This is a genomic window from Kocuria sp. KSNUG (assembly GCF_049532735.1).
Lineage (GTDB): Bacteria > Actinomycetota > Actinomycetes > Actinomycetales > Micrococcaceae > Kocuria > Kocuria rhizophila.
The window spans coordinates 2565983-2584458 of record NZ_CP150981.1 but is presented as its reverse complement, the minus strand read 5'-3'; the positions used below and the strand labels follow the sequence as shown (position 1 = coordinate 2584458).

Below are 18476 nucleotides of genomic sequence, written 5' to 3'. Positions count from 1 at the left end.
GGAGACCACTTTAACGAGGAACTCAAAACATGGCTATCCGTAAGCACAAGCCGACAACCCCGGGCCGTCGTGGCTCGTCGGTTGCGGACTTCGTAGAAATCACGCGCACCACGCCCGAGAAGTCCCTGGTGCGTCCGCTGCCCAAGAAGGGCGGACGCAACAACACGGGCCGCATCACCACCCGTCACAAGGGTGGTGGCCACAAGCGCCAGTACCGCGTGATCGACTTCCGTCGTCACGACAAGGACGGCGTGGACGCCAAGGTCGCGCACATCGAGTACGACCCGAACCGCACGGCTCGCATCGCCCTGCTGCACTACGTGGACGGCACCAAGCGCTACATCATCGCGCCGAACCGCCTCAAGCAGGGTGACGTCGTGGAGTCCGGTCCCACCGCGGACATCAAGCCCGGCAACAACCTGCCGCTGCGCAACATCCCCGTGGGCACCGTCCTGCACGCCGTGGAGCTGCGTCCGGGTGGGGGAGCCAAGCTCGCCCGCTCCGCCGGTGCCTCGGTCCAGCTGGTGGCCCGTGAGGGCAAGTACGGCCAGCTGCGCCTGCCCTCCGGTGAGATCCGCAACGTGGACGTGCGTTGCCGCGCGACCATCGGCGAGGTCGGCAACGCCGAGCAGTCGAACATCAACTGGGGCAAGGCCGGCCGCAACCGCTGGAAGGGCATCCGCCCGACCGTCCGCGGTGTGGTCATGAACCCCGTGGACCACCCGCACGGTGGTGGCGAGGGCAAGACCTCCGGTGGTCGTCACCCGGTCAACCCCAACGGCAAGCCCGAGGGACGCACCCGTCGCCCCAACAAGGAAAGCGACAAGCTCATCGTGCGTCGTCGTCGTACCGGCAAGAACAAGCGCTGAGGAGCCTGAACAATGCCACGCAGTCTCAAAAAGGGCCCTTTCGTTGATCAGCACCTCTTCGTGAAGGTCGCCAAGGAGAACGAGAAGGGCACCAAGAACGTCATCAAGACGTGGTCCCGCCGTTCCATGATCATCCCCGACATGCTCGGCCACACCATTGCCGTGCACGACGGGCGCAAGCACGTTCCCGTGTTCGTCACGGAGTCGATGGTCGGGCACAAGCTCGGCGAATTCGCTCCCACCCGCACGTTCCGCGGCCATGTGAAGGACGACAAGAAGGGCAAGCGTCGCTGACCCCACGGGTCAACACGCTGCACTTCTTCGACAAGACGAGAGAAGGAAAGCAATGGAAGCCAAGGCATCTGCGCGCTACATCCGCGTGACGCCTATGAAGGCCCGGCGCGTCGTCAACCTGATTCGTGGCCAGCAGGCGAATGAGGCATTGGCGATTCTGAAGTTTGCCCCCCAGGCAGCTTCCGAGCCGGTGTTCAAGGTTCTCGAATCCGCCGTGGCGAACGCCCGGCAGAAGGCCGACCGCGAGGGACTCGCGTTCAAGCCGGAAGACCTCGTGGTCTCCGCGGCCTTCGTGGACGAGGGACCCACCATGAAGCGGTTCCAGCCGCGTGCCCAGGGCCGTGCGTTCCGCATCAACAAGCGCACGAGCCACGTGACCGTGGTCGTGGCGACCCCGGAGAAGGAGGAGGTCCGCTAAGTGGGACAGAAAATCAACCCCAACGGATTCCGTCTGGGTATCACCACCGACCACGTCTCGCACTGGTACGCCGACTCCAACCAGCCGGGTCAGCGCTACAAGGACTACATTCGCGAGGACGTCAAGATCCGCGAGCTCATGTCCAAGGGGATGGACCGCGCCGGCATCTCCAAGGTCGAGATCGAGCGCACCCGCGACCGCGTCCGCGTGGACATCCACACGGCGCGTCCGGGCATCGTGATCGGCCGCCGCGGCGCCGAGGCGGACCGCATCCGCGGTGAGCTCGAGAAGCTCACCGGCAAGCAGATCCAGCTCAACATCCTCGAGGTGAAGAACCCGGAGATCGACGCGCAGCTCGTCGCCCAGGGTGTCGCCGAGCAGCTGGCCTCCCGTGTCGCGTTCCGTCGCGCCATGAAGAAGGCCATCCAGTCCGCGCAGCGTGCTGGCGCCAAGGGCATCCGGATCCAGTGCGCCGGCCGTCTTGGCGGTGCGGAGATGTCCCGCTCGGAGTTCTACCGCGAAGGCCGTGTGCCCCTGCACACCCTGCGCGCGAACATCGACTACGGCTTCTTCGAGGCGAAGACCACCTTCGGCCGCATCGGCGTGAAGGTCTGGATCTACAAGGGTGACCTGACCGACAAGGAACTGGCTGCCCAGCAGGCGGCTGCTCCGTCCTCGCGTGGTCGCAACGACCGTCGCGGCGGCGGCGGTGGCGAGCGGCGTCGTCGCCCGAATGACCGTAACGACCGTGGCGGGCGCCGTGAGCGCGACTCCGCCGCAGCCCCCCAGCAGAACAGCGCTGCGGAGGCCAACAACGCAGAGGGTGGTAAGTAATGCTTATCCCACGTCGTGTGAAGTTCCGCAAGCAGCACCACCCGCGTCGTCGGGGTCAGGCCAAGGGCGGAACCCAGGTCACGTTCGGCGAGTGGGGCATCCAGGCGATGAGCCCGGCGTACGTCACGAACCGTCAGATCGAGGCCGCGCGTATCGCCATGACCCGCCACATCAAGCGTGGCGGCAAGGTCTGGATCAACATCTACCCGGACCGTCCCCTGACCAAGAAGCCCGCCGAGACCCGCATGGGTTCCGGTAAGGGTTCCCCCGAGTGGTGGGTCGCCAACGTCAAGCCCGGACGGGTCATGTTCGAGATCTCGGGCGTGAGCGAAGAGGTGGCGCGTGAGGCGCTGCGTCTGGCAATCCACAAGCTCCCGATGAAGGCACGCATCGTGCGTCGCGAAGGCGGTGAATGATCAATGGCTATTGGATCCAAGGATCTGAACATGGACAACCTCGCGGCTCTTGACACCGGTGCCCTCACCGACCAGCTGCGCAAGTCCAAGGAAGAGCTGTTCAACCTGCGCTTCCAGGCGGCAACCGGTCAGCTCGAGAGCAACTCGCGTCTGAAGTCCGTCAAGCGCGACATCGCGCGGATCTACACCGTGCTGCGTGAGCGCGAGCTCGGTATCCGCGAGGACGTGGCGCTGGCCGCAGCGAAGACCGAGAAGAAGGCCTCGAAGAAGGCTGCCAAGTCTGAGGGTGATGCCAAGTGAGCGAGCAGGTCAACAACGAGACGGCCACGGCCGAGCGCGGTGACCGCAAGTCCCGCCAGGGCTACGTGGTCTCCGACAAGATGGACAAGACCGTGGTGGTCCAGGTCGAGGACCGCGTCAAGCACGCGCTCTACGGCAAGGTGCTGCGCAAGTCCAAGCGCGTGAAGGCGCACGACGAGCAGAACTCCTGCGGCGTCGGCGACCTCGTGCGCATCGTCGAGACGCGTCCGCTGTCCGCCAACAAGAACTGGCGGATCGTGGAGATCATCGAGAAGGCCAAGTAGGTCCTTCCCCGCAGGTCTCGATGGCAGGCCCCCGTCCGGTGCTCCGGGCGGGGGCCTGCTGCATGTCCGCATGCCAGCGATTGGAGATCGGCGTCCCGACGCGGTAGAGTAGGCCGGTACGCGTGTCGACACACGTGTGCCCTCTGGCTTCGACCCTGCTGAGCCGGAATCCACAGCCGACCCTCGTGCCCCCGCGGTGCGTCCACGGGCCGGCGGCAAGTCCCGCGCTCCGCCGCGGAAGGCGACCCACCCGCTCGGTGGGAACGCTGCGAGAACTTGCCCGTTGATTCTGCGCTCAGTCACGAATCCGGGCAGGGCAGCAGGACGAGTTCCCTCGTCCACACGTGCGAGATCACCGCGTGCAAACTTCGCGCAGCGCCCCGGGCCCCTCCTACGGCCTCGGGGAAGACCGTGGCGCGAAGCGTTCACACGACCACCGTTCCGCAAGGCTCGACATTCAGCAGGTTTGGATGAGAACCGGCGCGACGACAGGAGTATTCAGTGATTCAGCAGGAATCGCGGCTGCGGGTTGCCGACAACACGGGTGCGAAGGAAATTCTCACCATCCGTGTGCTCGGTGGATCCGGACGCCGCTACGCAGGCATTGGTGACGTCATCGTCGCCACCGTCAAGGACGCCATCCCCGGCGGCAACGTCAAGAAGGGCGACGTGGTCAAGGCGGTTGTGGTCCGTACCAAGAAGCAGAGGCGCCGTCCCGACGGTTCCTACATCCGTTTCGACGAGAACGCCGCAGTGATCTTGAAGAACGACGGGGACCCCCGCGGCACGCGCATCTTCGGCCCCGTGGGCCGCGAGCTGCGCGACAAGAAGTTCATGAAGATCGTCTCGCTGGCTCCGGAGGTGCTCTGACATGGCTAAATTCAAGATCAAGACCGGCGACCTCGTGCAGGTCATCACCGGCAAGAACAAGGGCGAGCAGGGCAAGGTTCTGCGCGTGTTCACCGAGACCTCCCGCGTGGTGGTCGAGGGCGTGAACGTCGTGACCAAGCACAAGCGCGCCAACGCCCAGGGCGAAGCCGGCGGCCTCGTCAAGTCCGAGGCTCCGATCCACATCTCCAACGTGATGCTCGTGGACCCGGAGACCGGCAAGCCGACCCGTGTGGGCTACCGCACCGAGACCGTGGAGCGCGACGGCAAGCAGAAGACCGTCCGCGTTCGCGTGTCCAAGAGCACCGGCAAGGATCTGTGATGAGCGAAACGACCGAAACCAAGTTCACCCCCCGGTTCAAGACCAAGTACCAGGAGACCGTTGCTCCGGCTCTGCAGGAGCAGTTCGGCTACGCGAACGTCATGGAGATGCCGCGCGTGGTCAAGGTCGTGGTCAACATGGGTCTGGGCGAGGCGGCCAAGGACTCCAAGCTGGTGGACAACGCCATCAAGGATCTCACCGCCATCACCGGCCAGAAGCCCGTGATCAACCGAGCCAAGAAGTCCATCGCGCAGTTCAAGCTGCGTGAAGGCATGCCGATCGGCGCGCACGTGACCATGCGCGGCGACCGCATGTGGGAGTTCCTGGACCGTCTGGTCACCCTGGCGCTGCCCCGCATCCGCGACTTCCGTGGTCTGTCCGACCGCCACTTCGACGGCAACGGCAACTACACGTTCGGTCTCACCGAGCAGTCCATGTTCCACGAGATCGACCAGGACAAGATCGATCGCGTGCGCGGCATGGACATCACGGTGGTCACCACCGCCAAGACCGACGACGAAGGCCGTGCCCTGCTCAAGGCGCTCGGCTTCCCGTTCAAGACCAACTGATTCCATCGACGTCAAAAGGTCCCTGCGGGCTGCAACCGGCAGGGAAACCGTGACGAGGAAGGGCTGAAGCCCACATGACAATGACAGATCCCGTCGCAGACATGCTGACGCGTCTGCGCAACGCGAACTCCGCCTACCACGACACCGTGAGCATGCCGTACTCCAAGCTGAAGGCCCGCATCGCGGAGATCCTGAAGGCCGAGGGCTACATCGCGGACTGGTCCGAGGAGCCGGCCCGGGTCGGCAAGACCCTGACCATGTCGCTGAAGTACGGCTCCAACCGGGAGCGCTCCATCGCCGGTGTCCGCCGCATCTCCAAGCCGGGTCTTCGCGTGTACGCGAAGTCCACCAACCTCCCCAAGGTGTTCGGTGGCCTCGGCATCGCGATCCTCTCCACGTCCTCCGGGCTGCTCACTGACAAGCAGGCCGGCAAGAAGGGCGTGGGCGGGGAAGTCCTCGCGTACGTCTGGTAACCGGTAGCACAGAAGAAGAAAGGAAGAAGACATGTCACGTATTGGACGTCTCCCGATCTCTGTGCCCGCCGGTGTGGAGGTTTCCGTGGACGGTTCCGCAGTGTCGGTCAAGGGCCCCAAGGGCACGCTGACCCACACCGTCGCGGCACCCATCACGGTGGTCGTCGAGGACGGCACCGTGCAGGTGTCCCGTCCCAACGACGAGCGCGAGTCCCGCTCCTTGCACGGTCTCACGCGTTCCCTGATCGCCAACATGATCCAGGGTGTGTCCGAGGGATACACCAAGCAGCTGGAGATCGTGGGCACGGGTTACCGCGTGCAGGCCAAGGGGGCCAACCTGGAGTTCGCTCTGGGCTACAGCCACCCGGTTCCCTTCAACGCGCCGGACGGCATCACGCTGTCCGTCGAGGGGAACAACAAGGTCACCGTTTCCGGTATCGACAAGCAGCAGGTTGGCCAGGTCGCCGCGAAGATCCGCTCCCTGCGTCTGCCCGACCCCTACAAGGGCAAGGGCGTCCGCTACGCGGGCGAGCAGATCCGCCGCAAGGCCGGAAAGGCTGGTAAGTAATCATGGCTCTCGTAATCAAGGGAAAGTCGAAGGCTGCTCAGCGCGCACGGCGTCACCGCCGCGTCCGCAAGCACATCGCCGGAACCGCGCTGCGCCCCCGTCTGGTGGTCACGCGTTCCACCCGCCACATGGTCGCCCAGGTGATCGACGACGACAAGGGCTTCACCCTGGTCTCCGCGTCCACCATGGAGAACGACCTGCGTGCGTCGTCCGACGACAAGACCGCCAAGGCCAAGCGCATCGGTGAGCTGATCGCCGAGCGCGCCAAGGCTGCGGGGATCGAGACCGTCGTGTTCGACCGCGGCGGCAACAAGTACCACGGCCGTGTGGCCGCGGTGGCCGAGGGTGCCCGTGAAGGAGGTCTGGCGCTGTGAGCGAGCAGAAGAACGAGAAGGAAACTCAGGTGAGCGAAGCCACCAACGGTTCCAACGAGACGGCTGAGGCGAACGCCTCGCAGCGTGGTTCCGACGAGAACCGCGGTGGCCGCGGCGGTCGCAACGACCGCGGTGGGCGCAACGAGCGCGGCTCCCGCAACGACCGTGGCGGCCGTGGTGGCCGCGGCGGCCGTGACGAGGAGAAGGACAAGTTCCTCGAGCGCGTCGTGACCATCAACCGCGTCTCCAAGGTCGTGAAGGGTGGTCGTCGCTTCAGCTTCACCGCTCTCGTGGTCGTCGGCGACGGCAACGGCATGGTCGGCGTGGGCTACGGCAAGGCCAAGGAAGTTCCCGCGGCCATCTCCAAGGGTGTCGAGGAGGCCAAGAAGAACTTCTTCCGGGTTCCCCGCGTGGAGGACCGCACCATCCCGCACCGTGTGCAGGGTGAGGCCGCGGCCGGCGTCGTCATGCTGCGCCCGGCCACCCCGGGTACCGGCGTGATCGCCGGTGGTCCGGTGCGTGCGGTCCTGGAGTGCGCGGGCATCCACGACGTGCTCTCCAAGTCCCTCGGTTCCTCCAACCAGATCAACATCGTGCACGCGACCATCCAGGCGCTGCGTGAGCTCGAGGAGCCCGCGTCCGTGGCAGCCCGCCGTGGCCTGCCCATGGACGAGGTCGTCCCGGCGCCGTTGCTGCGTGACATCCAGAAGGCAGGTGCCTGATGAACGGAAAGCGCATCCAGGCCACCGGCGCGACCCTGCGCGTGAAGCAGGTCCGCTCCGTGGTCGGTCAGAAGCAGAACATGCGCGACACGCTGCGTTCGCTGGGTCTCAAGCGCCCCGGCCAGGTCGTGGAGCGCAAGGCCGATGCGGCCACCGTGGGCATGATCAACACGGTGACCCATCTCGTAGAGGTTGAGGAGGCTTGAGCATGGCTGAGAACACCCAGAACAAGCGCCACGCTCTGAAGGTTCACCACCTGCGTCCGGCTCCCGGATCGCACCAGGCCAAGACCCGTCTTGGCCGCGGTGAGGCCTCCAAGGGCAAGACGGCGGGCCGCGGTACCAAGGGCACCAAGGCGCGCTACCAGGTCAAGGCCGGTTTCGCTGGCGGGCAGCTGCCGCTGCACATGCGTCTGCCGAAGCTGCGCGGGTTCAAGAACCCGTTCCGCGTGGAGTACCAGGTGGTGAACCTGGACCGTCTCGCGGAGCTGTTCCCGGAGGGTGGCACCGTCACCGTCGCGGACCTCGTGTCCAAGGGTGCAGTGCGCAAGAACCAGCCGGTGAAGGTGCTGGGCAGCGGGGAGATCTCCGTGGCCCTGAACATCACCGCGGACAAGTTCTCGGCCTCCGCGGCCGAGAAGATCGCCGCGGCTGGCGGCTCCACGCAGAACGCGTGAGAAGTTTCCAGCATTCGGTTGTAGGGTGAATCCCTGAACTGGAAGCGGGCCCCGTGCCGGATCACCGGCACGGGGCCCGCTGTTTTTGCCGGGATGTGCGCACGCGGGCCGGGAGGGTCGCGGCACATCCTTCGCTAGACTTGCCCGGGGTCGGAACCCACCGGGCCACCACGTTTTGGAGGAGGACCAGTGCTCAGTGCTTTCGCGCGGGCGTTCACCACGCCGGAGCTGCGCAACAAGCTGCTGTTCACGCTCGCGATCATCGTGATCTACCGGCTGGGGACGTTCATCCCCGCGCCGGGCGTGGACTACGGCAACGTGCAGCAGTGTCTCGCCATGGGCAACACCACGGGTGGAGCGTACGACCTGATCAACCTCTTCAGCGGGGGAGCGCTGCTGCAGCTGTCGATCTTCGCCCTGGGCGTGATGCCGTACATCACGGCGAGCATCATCGTGCAGCTGCTGCGCGTGGTCATTCCGCGGTTCCAGGAGCTCCACGACGAGGGCGCACAGGGTCAGACGAAACTCACCCAGTACACGCGCTACCTCACGATCGGCCTGGCCGCCCTGAACGCCACCACGGTGGTGTCCCTGGCCCGCTCCGGCAATCTGCTCGGCAACTGCCCCCTGCCGGTGATCCCCGACGACTCCATCATGGTCATCATCATCATGATCATCACCATGACGGCCGGTACCACCGTGATCATGTGGTTGGGCGAGCGCATCACCGACCGCGGCGTGGGCAACGGCATGTCCCTGCTGATCTTCACCTCCATCGCGGCCACGTTCCCCTCGGCTCTCGGCGACATCCTCAAGTCCCGCGGCTGGGGAGTGTTCCTGGGTGTCTGCGCGATCGGCCTCGTGGTGATCACGTGCGTGGTCTTCGTGGAGCAGTCGCAGCGACGGATCCCCGTGCAGTACGCCAAGCGCATGGTGGGCCGCCGCACGATCGGCGGCACCAGCACCTACATCCCGCTCAAGGTCAACATGGCCGGCGTGATCCCCATCATCTTCGCGTCCTCCATGCTCACGCTGCCCACGATGCTCGCGCAGTTCGCCATGCCGGACGACGGCAGCCCCGCCCCCGGGTGGGTGGACTGGATCAACACCTACCTGGCCGGCGGCGACCACCCGGTCTACATGGTCACCTACTTCCTGCTGATCGTGGCGTTCACGTACTTCTACGTGTCGATCACGTTCAACCCGGAAGAGGTCTCCAACAACATGAAGCGCTACGGCGGTTTCATCCCCGGCATCCGCGCGGGCCGCCCCACGGAGAACTACCTGCGCTACGTGCTCACGCGCATCACGCTTCCCGGTGCGCTGTACCTGGGCATCCTGTCGTTGATCCCGCTGGTCGCCCTGGTGCTGTTCGACGCCAACCAGAACTTCCCGTTCGGCGGACCCTCCCTGCTGATCGTGGTGGGCGTGGGCCTGGACACCGTCAAGCAGATCGACGCGCAGCTGCAGCAGCGCCACTACGAGGGACTGCTGCGCACCTGAGCCGGTCGCCGGGAGACCGGGGCCGCGTGTTCGCGGACCGTTAGACTGGAGTCCACGTTCACGACGACGCAAGGAGAGAACATGACCCGCATGTTGATCATCGGACCGCCCGGTGCAGGCAAGGGCACGCAGGCCGCCCGAATCTGCGAGCGGCTGGGCGTTCCCGCCATCTCCACCGGGGACATCTTCCGAGCGAACATCAAGGACCAGACGGAGCTGGGCCGCGAGGCGCAGCGCTACACGGACGCCGGGAACCTGGTGCCGGACTCCGTGACGAACAACATGGTGCGGGACCGGTTGTCCCAGTCCGACACCGCGGAGGGCTTCCTGCTGGACGGCTACCCCCGCAACACGGCACAGGTCCAGGAGCTGGACAGGATCCTCGAGGACAACCAGGTCTCCCTCGACGTGGTCCTCCTGCTCACGGCGGACAACGACGAGCTCGTGTCCCGTCTGCTGGGCAGGGCGCAGGAGCAGGGCCGCACCGACGACACCGAGGACGTCATCCGGCACCGGCTCGACGTATACGACGAGCAGACCGCGCCCGTGGTGGGCGTCTACGAGGACCGCGGCATCGTGGTCCGGGTGGACGGCCTGGGCAGCATCGACGAGGTCACCGAGCGCATCATGGCAGTCCTGCCCCGCTGACCATGCGGAGCGGCGTCGTGCACCGCACGGGTGCCGCGGCGCGGTCCATGACAACAGATCCACCATTTCCGGGCCCCCGAGGCGGTGCGCGAGCACCGGTTCGGGGGCTCGTCCGCCCACCGCACCGGGAACCCGGGTGCGGTGCGATCGACACCACACGGGAGGAGCCGAGCACAGTGTTCGGACGCCGCAGGATCCAGTTGAAGTCCGACGCCGAGCTGGCGGCCATGTCACGCGCGGGCGTGGTGACATCCCTGGCGCTCGACGCCGCCGTGGCGGCCGCCGTGCCCGGGGCCACCACCGCAGACCTGGACACGGCCTTCCGCACCGTCCTGGACGAGCACGGGGCGAGCTCGAACTTCCTGGGCTACCACGGGTATCCCGCCACGGTGTGCACGTCCGTGAACGACGAGGTGGTGCACGGCATCCCGGGGGAGCGCGTGCTGCGGGACGGGGACATCGTCTCGATCGACGGCGGTGCCGTGGTCGCGGGCTGGCACGGTGACTCCGCGCGCACGGTCCTGGTGGGCGCCACGCACGATCCCGCGGACCAGCAGCTCTCCGACGTCACCCGGGCCGCCATGTGGCGGGGCATCGCCGCGATGGCCACGGGCACGCACGTGGGGGACATCGGCCTCGCCGTGGAGAACCACGTGCGGGCCACGGTGGGGGCCCGGCTGGGCATCCTCGAGGACTACGTGGGCCACGGCATCGGCACGGAGATGCACATGGCACCGGACGTCCCCAACTTCGCGATCAAGCACCGTGGGCCACGCCTGACCACCGGGATGGCACTGGCGATCGAGCCGATGCTGGTGCGCGGGGACATCGAGACCCGCGTCCTCGACGACGACTGGACGGTGGTCACCGTGGACGGTTCCCGAGCGAGCCAGTGGGAGCACAGCGTGTGCCTGCACAGCCAGGGGCTCTGGGTGCTGACCGCCGAGGACGGCGGAGCTGCGGAGCTCGCGCCCCTGGGAGTCCACCCGGTGCCCATCCCCGGCACCTGAGACCGGCAACCACCACGACCCTGGGACACTCGCAGGGAGAGGACAGCAATGACCACGCAACCCGTTGAGATCACCCCGCGGCCGGAAGCCGGCCAGCTCGTGTTCAAGCCCGCCCGTCGCGGCAAGCCCCCGCTGCACATCGCGGACTTCGACATGGCCGGACGCAAGACGTTCCTCAAGGATGCGGGGTACCCCGCCTTCCGGGCCTCCCAGCTGTCCAAGCACTACTTCGAGAGGTTCGAGGCGGACCCCGAGGCCATGACTGACCTGCCGGCGGACCAGCGCGAGGAGCTGGTGGCCAAGGCCATGCCCCCGCTGCTGCGGACCGTGCGGCAGCTGCGCGCGGACGAGGGCATGACGGTCAAGTCCGTGCACCGCCTCTTCGACAACGCCATGGTCGAGTCCGTGCTGATGCGCTATGACAAGCGGGTCACCATGTGCATCTCCTCCCAGGCGGGCTGCGGCATGAACTGCCCGTTCTGCGCCACGGGACAGTCGGGCCTCACCCGCAACCTCTCCGCCGCGGAGATCGTGGACCAGGTGGTCCAGGGTGTCCGCGCGCTGCGGGACGGCGCCGTGGGGGACCCCGAGGAGGCGCCCCAGCGGGTGTCGAACATCGTGTTCATGGGCATGGGGGAGGCCCTCGCGAACTACAAGGCCACCATGGGGGCGGTCCACCGCATCATCGACCCCTCGCCGGACGGGCTGGGCATCTCGGCACGCGGTCTCACCATGTCCACGGTGGGGCTGGTTCCCGGGATCCGGAAGTTCACGCTCGAGAAGCTGCCCATCACGCTCGCGCTGTCCCTCCACGCCCCGGACGACGAGCTGCGTGACGAGCTCATCCCGATCAACACCCGCTGGAAGGTGGACGAGGCCCTCGATGCCGCCCGGGACTACTACGACGCCACGGGCCGGCGCGTGTCGATCGAGTACGCCCTGATCCGCGACATCAACGACCAGGGCTGGCGCGCCGATCTGCTGGGGGAGAAGCTCAACAAGCGCGGGGGCGGCTGGGTGCACGTGAACCCCATTCCGCTCAATCCCACGCCGGGCTCCAAGTGGACCGCGTCCCGTCCGGGCGTGGAGCAGAACTTCGTGGAACGCCTTCGTGCCCACGGCATCCCCACCACGGTGCGGGACACCCGCGGCTCGGACATCGACGGCGCGTGCGGGCAGCTGGCCACGGACGTCTGACAGCGGCGGCACCGCCGCGCCATCGCTTGCGCAAACAAGCAGAACCGCGTAGTGTCGTCGGTTGGTTGTTTGTGCTCGCAGATCGAGTCATGCCCGGAACCCACCCCCTCGTTGCCACGTGCGGCGCGGGGTTGTTCATCTGGGGAGCTGGAAGCGGGCACCGCCGTCCGGATAGACACCCGGACCCCTCGAGAAGTTAGCGGAGGATATGGCCAAGAAAGACGGAGTCATCGAGATCGAAGGCACTGTGGTCGAGGCACTGCCCAATGCGTCGTTCCGTGTGGAGCTGACCAACGGGCACAAGGTGCTCGCCCACATCTCTGGCAAGATGCGCCAGCACTACATCCGGATCCTCCCCGAGGACCGCGTGGTGGTGGAGCTCAGCCCCTACGACCTCTCCCGAGGCCGGATCGTCTACCGCTACAAGTAGCATCCACGGCCCCGTGCTCGCGCAACCAGCGCCCGCACGGCAGGGGTCGGAGTGCACACGCCATTACTAGTACGCGAAGGAATGCGATGAAGGTCCAACCGAGCGTCAAGCAGATCTGCGACAAGTGCAAGGTGATCCGCCGCAACGGGCGGGTCATGGTGATCTGCGAGAACCCCCGGCACAAGCAGCGCCAGGGCTGACGGGAACGCTCCCGCCCACGCAAGTGGATTGACAAGAACGGACACCGCAGCCGCCGCCCCCGGGCGCGGCAACCCCCGGCACGGAGGCCGGAGACCGATCGGAGCACGATCGGGACGCGGTGTTCAAGACCTCCGGAACATCAAGGAGAACCGCCACTATGGCTCGTCTCGCAGGCGTCGATCTTCCCCGTGAAAAGCGGCTGGAAGTTGCGCTGACCTACATCTACGGCGTGGGCCGCACCCGCGCACTCGAAACCCTGGAAGCCACGGGCATCTCCGGGGACGTGCGCGTCAAGGATCTCACCGATCCGCAGCTCGTGGAGCTGCGTGACTACATCGAAGGCAACTACAAGGTCGAAGGCGATCTTCGCCGTGAGGTGGCCGCTGACATCCGCCGCAAGGTCGAGATCGGCAGCTACCAGGGCCTGCGTCACCGTCGGGGTCTGCCCGTCCACGGCCAGCGCACCAAGACCAACGCACGCACCCGCAAGGGTCCTAAGCGCACGGTCGCCGGTAAGAAGAAGTAATCGCGGCGGCCGTCCAGTGGACGGCTGACCGACGTCGAAGATCTTTGTAGGAGAATCCATGGCCCAGAAAACTCGCGCGACGGCCGCTCGCAAGCCGCGTCGCAAGGTGAACAAGAATGTGACCCAAGGTCAGGCTCACATCAAGTCCACGTTCAACAACACCATCGTGTCCATCACCGATCCCTCGGGTGCGGTCCTGTCGTGGGCCTCGGCCGGCGGCATGGGCTTCAAGGGCTCGCGCAAGTCCACTCCGTTCGCCGCGCAGCAGGCCGCCGAGGCCGCAGCGAAGGGCGCCCAGGAGCACGGCATGCGCAAGGTGGATGTGTTCGTCAAGGGACCGGGCTCGGGGCGCGAGACCGCGATCCGCGCTCTGCAGGCCACCGGGCTGGAGGTCGGCTCCATCCAGGACGTGACCCCGTCCGCGCACAACGGCTGCCGTCCCCCCAAGCGCCGCCGCGTCTGACTCGTGTCGCGTGGTCACCGGGCTCCCACGAGTCCGGTGACCACGCGTCGACGCGGTGACCTCGCCTGCTCACCGCGGCATCCACCCATTTTGTTTTCCACCACCTGCGTGCGTCATATGGCGGAGGCACGCTGAAAGGAAACATCAGTGCTCATCGCACAGCGCCCCACCCTCACGGAAGAGGCTGTGGCCGAGAACCGCTCCCGGTTCGTGATCGAACCCCTCGAGCCGGGTTTCGGGTACACCCTCGGCAACTCCCTGCGCCGCACGCTCCTGTCCTCCATCCCCGGGGCCTCCGTGACCAGCATCCGCATCGACGGCGTGCTGCACGAGTTCTCCACCGTGGAGGGCGTCAAGGAGGACGTCACCGAGCTCATCCTGAACATCAAGAAGCTCTCGCTGTCCTCCGAGGAGGACGAGCCCGTCACCGCGTGGCTGCGCAAGCAGGGCCCGGGTGAGGTCACCGCGGCCGACATCTCGGCTCCGGCCGGTGTCGAGGTGCACAACCCCGAGCTGCACATCGCGACCCTGAACTCGAAGGGCCAGCTCGAGATCGAGCTGACCATCGAGCGCGGCCGAGGCTACGTCTCGGCGTCCCAGAACAAGTCCGGTGACGCGGAGGTCGGTCGGATCCCCGTGGATTCGATCTACTCTCCCGTGCTCAAGGTGACCTTCCGCGTGGAGGCCACCCGTGTGGAGCAGCGCACCGACTTCGACAAGCTCGTCCTCGACGTGGAGACCAAGGAGGCCATCTCCCCGCGCGACGCGGTGGCGTCGGCCGGCACCACGCTGGTGGAGCTGTTCGGACTGGCTCGCGAGCTGAACTCCGCGGCGGAAGGCATCGAGATCGGTCCTTCGCCCACGGATGCGGCCGCCGCCGCGGACATGGCGCTGCCCATCGAGGACCTCGAGCTGTCGGTCCGGTCCTACAACTGCCTCAAGCGCGAGGGCATCCACAGCGTGGGTGAGCTCGTGGGCCGTTCCGAGGCCGATCTGATGGACATCCGCAACTTCGGTGCCAAGTCCATCGACGAGGTCAAGGACAAGCTCGGCGAGCTCGGTCTGGCCCTCAAGGACTCCCCTCCGGGCTACGACCTCGCCGCCCACGCGGCGTCGCTCGAGGACGAGGACGACAACAACAACCCGTTCGACGTCGATCTCGACTGACGCCCACACCACTTTCCGTGCCCCGCGGGCGATGAGTTGCCCGCGCGGGACCGATCACCAGGAGATCTACTATGCCTACCCCTACCAAGGGACCCCGTCTCGGCGCCGGGCCGACCCACGAGCGCATGATCCTCTCGAACATGTCCCAGCAGCTGTTCGAGCACAAGCGGATCACCACCACCGTGACCAAGGCCAAGCGTCTGCGTCCGGTGGCGGAGCGGCTCATCACCTTCGCCAAGCGCGGTGACCTGTCCTCCCGCCGTCGCGTCATGCGCCAGCTGACCGACAAGTCCGTGGTCCACGAGCTGTTCACCAGCATCGCGCCGGCCATGGAGGGTCGCGACGGCGGCTACACCCGCATCACCAAGATCGGCAACCGCAAGGGCGACAACGCCCCCATGGCCGTCATCGAGCTCGTGATGGAGCCCGTGGCCTCCAAGGCGACCGTGTCCGAGGCCGAGCGCGCCACGGCCAAGGCCGCCCCGGCTCCCGCTGCTCCCGTGGACACCCCCGCCGGTTCCACCACCGCGGACGTCCAGGAGAAGGAGATCCCGGCCGAGGAGCAGGCTCCCGCCGTGGGCTCGGAGGAGGCCGCTGAGGTCGCCGCCGAGAACTCGGACGCCGAGTTCCCGGGTTCGCACGCTCCGCTCGAGTCCGGTGAGGCCCCCGAGGGCTTCTCGGTCAAGGGCAACCGCAACTCCATGAAGTACCACGTGCCCGGTTCGCGCTGGTACTCCGGCACCACCGCGGAGATCTGGTTCGACTCCCCGGCCAACGCCGAGGCCGCCGGCTTCCAGCCCGCGGGCGGCGCCGCCGCGCAGAAGATCTCCGAGTAGTCTCGGAATCTCCGTCCGGACGGACACGACGACGCCGCCGCAGGCAACCTGCGGCGGCGTCGTCGTGTCCGGGGTGAGAAAGGCAGGAACGTGGGGCAGGAGCAGATCAGGCTGCGGATCGACCTGGCGTACGACGGCGCTCCGTTCAGGGGGTGGGCGCGGCAGCCGGGTCTGCCGAGCGTGCAGGCGGCCCTGGAGGACGCGCTCTCCCTGATCTTCCGTGAGCGGTGCTTCACCGTGGTGGCCGGACGCACCGACACGGGAGTGCACGCCCGGCACCAGACCGTGCACGTGGATGTGCCCCGGCAGCGCTGGGAGCAGCAGAGCAGGCGGCGTGACGTGGCACGCGGCGTCGTCCCCGGCACCGTGCCCGCGCAGCACGACGCCGGGGACACGGAGGCGGGCGCGCCCGTGCCGGAGCTGACGCGGCGTCTGAACGGGGCGCTGAACAGGGTGCTCGGCAAGGACCGGGCCGCGGAGGGCTGGGCGTCCGCCGTGGGCGCCGTGGTGGTGCGGGACGTATCCGTGGCCGAGGTGGGCTTCGACGCGCGCTTCTCGGCGCTGTCCCGCGGCTACCTCTACCGCGTGGCGGACGCCGTGACGGGCCACGACCCCCTGGCGCGCACGTACTCGTGGTGGGTGGACGAGGAACTCGATGTGGCCGCGATGGACCGGGCGGTGCGAGTCCTCCTGGGTCTGCACGACTTCCTGAGCTTCTGCAAGCCGCGCACGGGCGCCACCACGGTGCGCGAGCTGCAACGCGCGTCCGTCACGCGCGGGGCGGACGGCACGATCACGGTGGCACTCACCGCCGACGCCTTCTGCCACCACATGGTGCGCTCGATCGTGGGCGCGGTGGTGCGCGTGGGGCAGGGGCGGCACGACGCCGCGTGGCCGGCTCAGCGGCTCGAAGCCCGGGTCCGGGACGCCACCGTGGTGATGGCCCCGGCCCACGGCCTGGTCCTGGACGCGGTGCACTATCCCGATGCGTGGGGACTCGCCGAGCGAGCCCGCGTGACCCGGGCCCGGCGCGGCGCCGACTGACGAGGGGGGGAGTGCTCGGGTGCTTCCCTGGCGGCTCCGGCCGCGAGTGGCGGGCGGAGCGGGGATCCGGTATCATCGAACGCTGTTGTGCGTGTTCTGCCCCGGTTCACGTGTACCCGCAGCGGTCGCTCATGTTGCAGAGCGCAGGGCCGTGCGGTGCACCGGGTTGCGGACGCACGGATGCCGCCCGGATCTCACCCGGGCCCCGAAGCACAGCAGAACCGATCGACACGAGTAATCGTGTCTTCACCAGACAAACGAAGGCAGATCAACGTGCGTACGTACACTCCGAAGCCCGGTGACGTCCAGCGTCAGTGGCACGTCATCGACGCCACCGACGTCGTCCTGGGTCGTCTTGCCAGCCAGACCGCAACACTGCTGCGCGGGAAGCACAAGCCGACCTTCGCTCCCCACGTGGACACCGGCGATTTCGTCATCATCATCAACGCGGAGAAGGTGGCCCTCACCGGCTCCAAGCTCCAGAAGAAGCGCGCCTACCGTCACTCCGGCTACCCGGGCGGACTCAAGTCCACCAGCTACGCCGAGCTGCTCGAGAAGAACCCCACGCGCGCCGTGGAGAAGGCCGTCAAGGGCATGCTGCCCAAGAACAAGCTGGCAGCCCAGCAGCTGTCCAAGCTCAAGGTCTACGCCGGTGCCGAGCACCCGCACCAGGCCCAGCAGCCCAAGCCCTACGAATTCACGCAGGTCGCCCAGTAATTCGGGCCAACGAAGAACACATAAGGAGAATCGTGGCTCAGAACACTGAAGAGCAGATCACCGAGGACGTGGAGCTGACCAGCTACACCTCCGAGTCCACCGAGTCCTTGGCCGGCGGCGCCGCCATGTCGGAGCGCCCCGCCCTGACCGTCCCCGGCCAGGCCGTGGGCCGCCGCAAGCAGGCTGTTGCCCGCGTGCGCCTCATCCCCGGCTCCGGCAAGTGGACCGTCAACGGCCGCAGCCTGGAGGAGTACTTCCCCAACAAGCTGCACCAGCAAGAGGTGAACGATCCGTTCACCCTCCTCGAGCTGCAGGGCGGCTACGACGTCATCGCCCGCATCTCCGGCGGCGGCCCCTCCGGCCAGGCCGGTGCACTGCGCCTGGGCGTGGCTCGCGCGCTCAACGAGATCGACGCCGAGCACAACCGCCCCGCCCTCAAGAAGGCAGGCTTCCTGACTCGTGACGCCCGCGTCATCGAGCGCAAGAAGGCCGGCCTCAAGAAGGCGCGCAAGGCTCCGCAGTACTCCAAGCGCTAAACGACGCCACCCAGGCCTCGGCCGGGTTACGTCTCGCAGGGCCCCGTACCTCGGATTTGGCCGAGGCCCGGGGCCCTGCGCCGTTTGGCGTTTGGCTCCCCGCGCGCTGCACGACGCCGCCCAGGCCGTGGCCGGGTTCCGTGTCGCAGGGTCCCGTACCTCGGGTTCGGCCGAGGCCCGGGGCCCTGCAT

Annotated in this window: 29 protein-coding genes; all 29 read left to right on the top strand. The window is 67.2% G+C overall.

From position 1 onward, the window contains the following. The first annotated feature begins 29 nt into the window (after nt 1-29). Nucleotides 30-869 carry a 50S ribosomal protein L2 gene (rplB, locus tag AABM36_RS11345; RefSeq protein ID WP_019309647.1) on the top strand — a complete coding sequence of 280 codons (840 nt, stop codon included), beginning with the start codon at nt 30-32 and terminating at the stop codon, nt 867-869. 12 nt (nt 870-881) lie between these two features. After that, a complete protein-coding gene (gene rpsS, locus AABM36_RS11340; RefSeq protein WP_019309646.1) occupies nt 882-1163 on the top strand; it encodes a 30S ribosomal protein S19 in 282 nt (93 codons plus the stop codon). Nucleotides 1164-1215: 52 nt separating this feature from the next. Then, nucleotides 1216-1581: a 50S ribosomal protein L22 gene (gene rplV, locus AABM36_RS11335; protein WP_012397693.1), complete on the top strand. Its 366-nt coding sequence runs from the start codon at nt 1216-1218 to the stop codon at nt 1579-1581. After that, a complete protein-coding gene (rpsC, locus tag AABM36_RS11330; RefSeq protein ID WP_012397694.1) occupies nt 1582-2415 on the top strand; it encodes a 30S ribosomal protein S3 in 834 nt (277 codons plus the stop codon). After that, the gene (gene rplP / locus AABM36_RS11325; protein ID WP_019309644.1) at nt 2415-2831 is read left to right on the top strand and encodes a 50S ribosomal protein L16; all 417 of its coding nucleotides are present in this window, start codon (nt 2415-2417) and stop codon (nt 2829-2831) included. The genes rpsC and rplP overlap by 1 nt, the downstream gene beginning before the upstream one ends. Before the next feature lie 3 nt (nt 2832-2834). Next, nucleotides 2835-3131: a 50S ribosomal protein L29 gene (gene rpmC / locus AABM36_RS11320; RefSeq protein ID WP_423446349.1), complete on the top strand. Its 297-nt coding sequence runs from the start codon at nt 2835-2837 to the stop codon at nt 3129-3131. Further along, nucleotides 3128-3415, top strand: coding sequence for a 30S ribosomal protein S17 (rpsQ, locus tag AABM36_RS11315; RefSeq protein WP_019309642.1), 288 nt, complete (start codon nt 3128-3130; stop codon nt 3413-3415). The genes rpmC and rpsQ overlap by 4 nt, the downstream gene beginning before the upstream one ends. 501 nt (nt 3416-3916) lie before the next feature. Next, nucleotides 3917-4285, top strand: a complete 369-nt coding sequence (gene rplN, locus AABM36_RS11310) for a 50S ribosomal protein L14 (RefSeq protein ID WP_012397698.1) — start codon at nt 3917-3919, stop codon at nt 4283-4285. Between the two features lies 1 nt (nt 4286). Further along, entirely contained in the window at nt 4287-4625 is a 339-nt protein-coding gene (rplX, locus tag AABM36_RS11305) for a 50S ribosomal protein L24 (RefSeq protein WP_423446346.1), read from the top strand. Further along, the gene (rplE, locus tag AABM36_RS11300; RefSeq protein WP_019309640.1) at nt 4625-5194 is read left to right on the top strand and encodes a 50S ribosomal protein L5; all 570 of its coding nucleotides are present in this window, start codon (nt 4625-4627) and stop codon (nt 5192-5194) included. The genes rplX and rplE overlap by 1 nt, the downstream gene beginning before the upstream one ends. Before the next feature lie 74 nt (nt 5195-5268). Next, complete coding sequence (gene rpsH, locus AABM36_RS11295) at nt 5269-5667, top strand: 30S ribosomal protein S8 (RefSeq protein WP_059281412.1); 399 nt, start codon at nt 5269-5271, stop codon at nt 5665-5667. A 31-nt stretch (nt 5668-5698) separates the two neighbouring features. Beyond that, nucleotides 5699-6235: a 50S ribosomal protein L6 gene (rplF, locus tag AABM36_RS11290; RefSeq protein ID WP_019309638.1), complete on the top strand. Its 537-nt coding sequence runs from the start codon at nt 5699-5701 to the stop codon at nt 6233-6235. A gap of 2 nt (nt 6236-6237) precedes the next feature. After that, a complete protein-coding gene (rplR, locus tag AABM36_RS11285) occupies nt 6238-6609 on the top strand; it encodes a 50S ribosomal protein L18 (protein WP_012397703.1) in 372 nt (123 codons plus the stop codon). Next, nucleotides 6606-7331, top strand: a complete 726-nt coding sequence (rpsE, locus tag AABM36_RS11280; protein WP_019309637.1) for a 30S ribosomal protein S5 — start codon at nt 6606-6608, stop codon at nt 7329-7331. The genes rplR and rpsE overlap by 4 nt, the downstream gene beginning before the upstream one ends. Next, nucleotides 7331-7537: a 50S ribosomal protein L30 gene (rpmD, locus tag AABM36_RS11275; protein WP_012397705.1), complete on the top strand. Its 207-nt coding sequence runs from the start codon at nt 7331-7333 to the stop codon at nt 7535-7537. Before rpsE ends, rpmD begins: the two co-directional genes overlap by 1 nt. 2 nt (nt 7538-7539) lie before the next feature. Beyond that, the gene (rplO, locus tag AABM36_RS11270; RefSeq protein ID WP_019309636.1) at nt 7540-8007 is read left to right on the top strand and encodes a 50S ribosomal protein L15; all 468 of its coding nucleotides are present in this window, start codon (nt 7540-7542) and stop codon (nt 8005-8007) included. A gap of 189 nt (nt 8008-8196) precedes the next feature. Beyond that, on the top strand, nt 8197-9510 hold the full coding sequence (gene secY / locus AABM36_RS11265) for a preprotein translocase subunit SecY (protein ID WP_423446342.1): 1314 nt from the start codon (nt 8197-8199) through the stop codon (nt 9508-9510). Nucleotides 9511-9591: 81 nt separating this feature from the next. Further along, on the top strand, nt 9592-10158 hold the full coding sequence (locus AABM36_RS11260) for an adenylate kinase (protein ID WP_423446340.1): 567 nt from the start codon (nt 9592-9594) through the stop codon (nt 10156-10158). A 176-nt stretch (nt 10159-10334) separates the two neighbouring features. After that, nucleotides 10335-11168: a type I methionyl aminopeptidase gene (map, locus tag AABM36_RS11255; RefSeq protein WP_423446338.1), complete on the top strand. Its 834-nt coding sequence runs from the start codon at nt 10335-10337 to the stop codon at nt 11166-11168. Nucleotides 11169-11216: 48 nt separating this feature from the next. Beyond that, nucleotides 11217-12365, top strand: coding sequence for a 23S rRNA (adenine(2503)-C(2))-methyltransferase RlmN (gene rlmN / locus AABM36_RS11250; RefSeq protein WP_423446337.1), 1149 nt, complete (start codon nt 11217-11219; stop codon nt 12363-12365). A 208-nt stretch (nt 12366-12573) separates the two neighbouring features. Then, nucleotides 12574-12795, top strand: a complete 222-nt coding sequence (gene infA, locus AABM36_RS11245; RefSeq protein WP_012397711.1) for a translation initiation factor IF-1 — start codon at nt 12574-12576, stop codon at nt 12793-12795. A gap of 86 nt (nt 12796-12881) precedes the next feature. Further along, nucleotides 12882-12995, top strand: a complete 114-nt coding sequence (rpmJ, locus tag AABM36_RS11240; protein ID WP_012397712.1) for a 50S ribosomal protein L36 — start codon at nt 12882-12884, stop codon at nt 12993-12995. Nucleotides 12996-13153: 158 nt separating this feature from the next. Continuing rightward, nucleotides 13154-13522: a 30S ribosomal protein S13 gene (gene rpsM, locus AABM36_RS11235; RefSeq protein ID WP_012397713.1), complete on the top strand. Its 369-nt coding sequence runs from the start codon at nt 13154-13156 to the stop codon at nt 13520-13522. A 58-nt stretch (nt 13523-13580) separates the two neighbouring features. Next, the gene (gene rpsK, locus AABM36_RS11230) at nt 13581-13985 is read left to right on the top strand and encodes a 30S ribosomal protein S11 (RefSeq protein WP_012397714.1); all 405 of its coding nucleotides are present in this window, start codon (nt 13581-13583) and stop codon (nt 13983-13985) included. Between the two features lie 147 nt (nt 13986-14132). Further along, nucleotides 14133-15152 carry a DNA-directed RNA polymerase subunit alpha gene (locus AABM36_RS11225; protein WP_423446333.1) on the top strand — a complete coding sequence of 340 codons (1020 nt, stop codon included), beginning with the start codon at nt 14133-14135 and terminating at the stop codon, nt 15150-15152. A gap of 71 nt (nt 15153-15223) precedes the next feature. Further along, the gene (gene rplQ, locus AABM36_RS11220; protein WP_423446332.1) at nt 15224-15988 is read left to right on the top strand and encodes a 50S ribosomal protein L17; all 765 of its coding nucleotides are present in this window, start codon (nt 15224-15226) and stop codon (nt 15986-15988) included. A 90-nt stretch (nt 15989-16078) separates the two neighbouring features. Continuing rightward, nucleotides 16079-17032: a tRNA pseudouridine synthase A gene (locus AABM36_RS11215; RefSeq protein ID WP_423446330.1), complete on the top strand. Its 954-nt coding sequence runs from the start codon at nt 16079-16081 to the stop codon at nt 17030-17032. Between the two features lie 273 nt (nt 17033-17305). Further along, nucleotides 17306-17749 carry a 50S ribosomal protein L13 gene (rplM, locus tag AABM36_RS11210; RefSeq protein ID WP_019309628.1) on the top strand — a complete coding sequence of 148 codons (444 nt, stop codon included), beginning with the start codon at nt 17306-17308 and terminating at the stop codon, nt 17747-17749. 32 nt (nt 17750-17781) lie between these two features. After that, nucleotides 17782-18285, top strand: coding sequence for a 30S ribosomal protein S9 (gene rpsI / locus AABM36_RS11205; protein ID WP_423446329.1), 504 nt, complete (start codon nt 17782-17784; stop codon nt 18283-18285). The last annotated feature ends 191 nt before the right edge of the window (nt 18286-18476 follow it).

Bases quoted from the DNA above. Each gene is read 5' to 3' on its own strand.
- rplB (WP_019309647.1), top strand. From the start codon at position 30: ATGGCTATCCGTAAGCACAAGCCGACAACCCCGGGCCGTCGTGGCTCG.
- rpsS (WP_019309646.1), top strand. From the start codon at position 882: ATGCCACGCAGTCTCAAAAAGGGCCCTTTCGTTGATCAGCACCTCTTC.
- rplV (WP_012397693.1), top strand. From the start codon at position 1,216: ATGGAAGCCAAGGCATCTGCGCGCTACATCCGCGTGACGCCTATGAAG.
- rplP (WP_019309644.1), top strand. From the start codon at position 2,415: ATGCTTATCCCACGTCGTGTGAAGTTCCGCAAGCAGCACCACCCGCGT.
- rpmC (WP_423446349.1), top strand. From the start codon at position 2,835: ATGGCTATTGGATCCAAGGATCTGAACATGGACAACCTCGCGGCTCTT.
- rplX (WP_423446346.1), top strand. From the start codon at position 4,287: ATGGCTAAATTCAAGATCAAGACCGGCGACCTCGTGCAGGTCATCACC.
- rplE (WP_019309640.1), top strand. From the start codon at position 4,625: ATGAGCGAAACGACCGAAACCAAGTTCACCCCCCGGTTCAAGACCAAG.
- rpsH (WP_059281412.1), top strand. From the start codon at position 5,269: ATGACAATGACAGATCCCGTCGCAGACATGCTGACGCGTCTGCGCAAC.
- rplF (WP_019309638.1), top strand. From the start codon at position 5,699: ATGTCACGTATTGGACGTCTCCCGATCTCTGTGCCCGCCGGTGTGGAG.
- rplR (WP_012397703.1), top strand. From the start codon at position 6,238: ATGGCTCTCGTAATCAAGGGAAAGTCGAAGGCTGCTCAGCGCGCACGG.
- rpmD (WP_012397705.1), top strand. From the start codon at position 7,331: ATGAACGGAAAGCGCATCCAGGCCACCGGCGCGACCCTGCGCGTGAAG.
- rplO (WP_019309636.1), top strand. From the start codon at position 7,540: ATGGCTGAGAACACCCAGAACAAGCGCCACGCTCTGAAGGTTCACCAC.
- AABM36_RS11260 (WP_423446340.1), top strand. From the start codon at position 9,592: ATGACCCGCATGTTGATCATCGGACCGCCCGGTGCAGGCAAGGGCACG.
- rlmN (WP_423446337.1), top strand. From the start codon at position 11,217: ATGACCACGCAACCCGTTGAGATCACCCCGCGGCCGGAAGCCGGCCAG.
- infA (WP_012397711.1), top strand. From the start codon at position 12,574: ATGGCCAAGAAAGACGGAGTCATCGAGATCGAAGGCACTGTGGTCGAG.
- rpmJ (WP_012397712.1), top strand. From the start codon at position 12,882: ATGAAGGTCCAACCGAGCGTCAAGCAGATCTGCGACAAGTGCAAGGTG.
- rpsM (WP_012397713.1), top strand. From the start codon at position 13,154: ATGGCTCGTCTCGCAGGCGTCGATCTTCCCCGTGAAAAGCGGCTGGAA.
- rpsK (WP_012397714.1), top strand. From the start codon at position 13,581: ATGGCCCAGAAAACTCGCGCGACGGCCGCTCGCAAGCCGCGTCGCAAG.
- rplQ (WP_423446332.1), top strand. From the start codon at position 15,224: ATGCCTACCCCTACCAAGGGACCCCGTCTCGGCGCCGGGCCGACCCAC.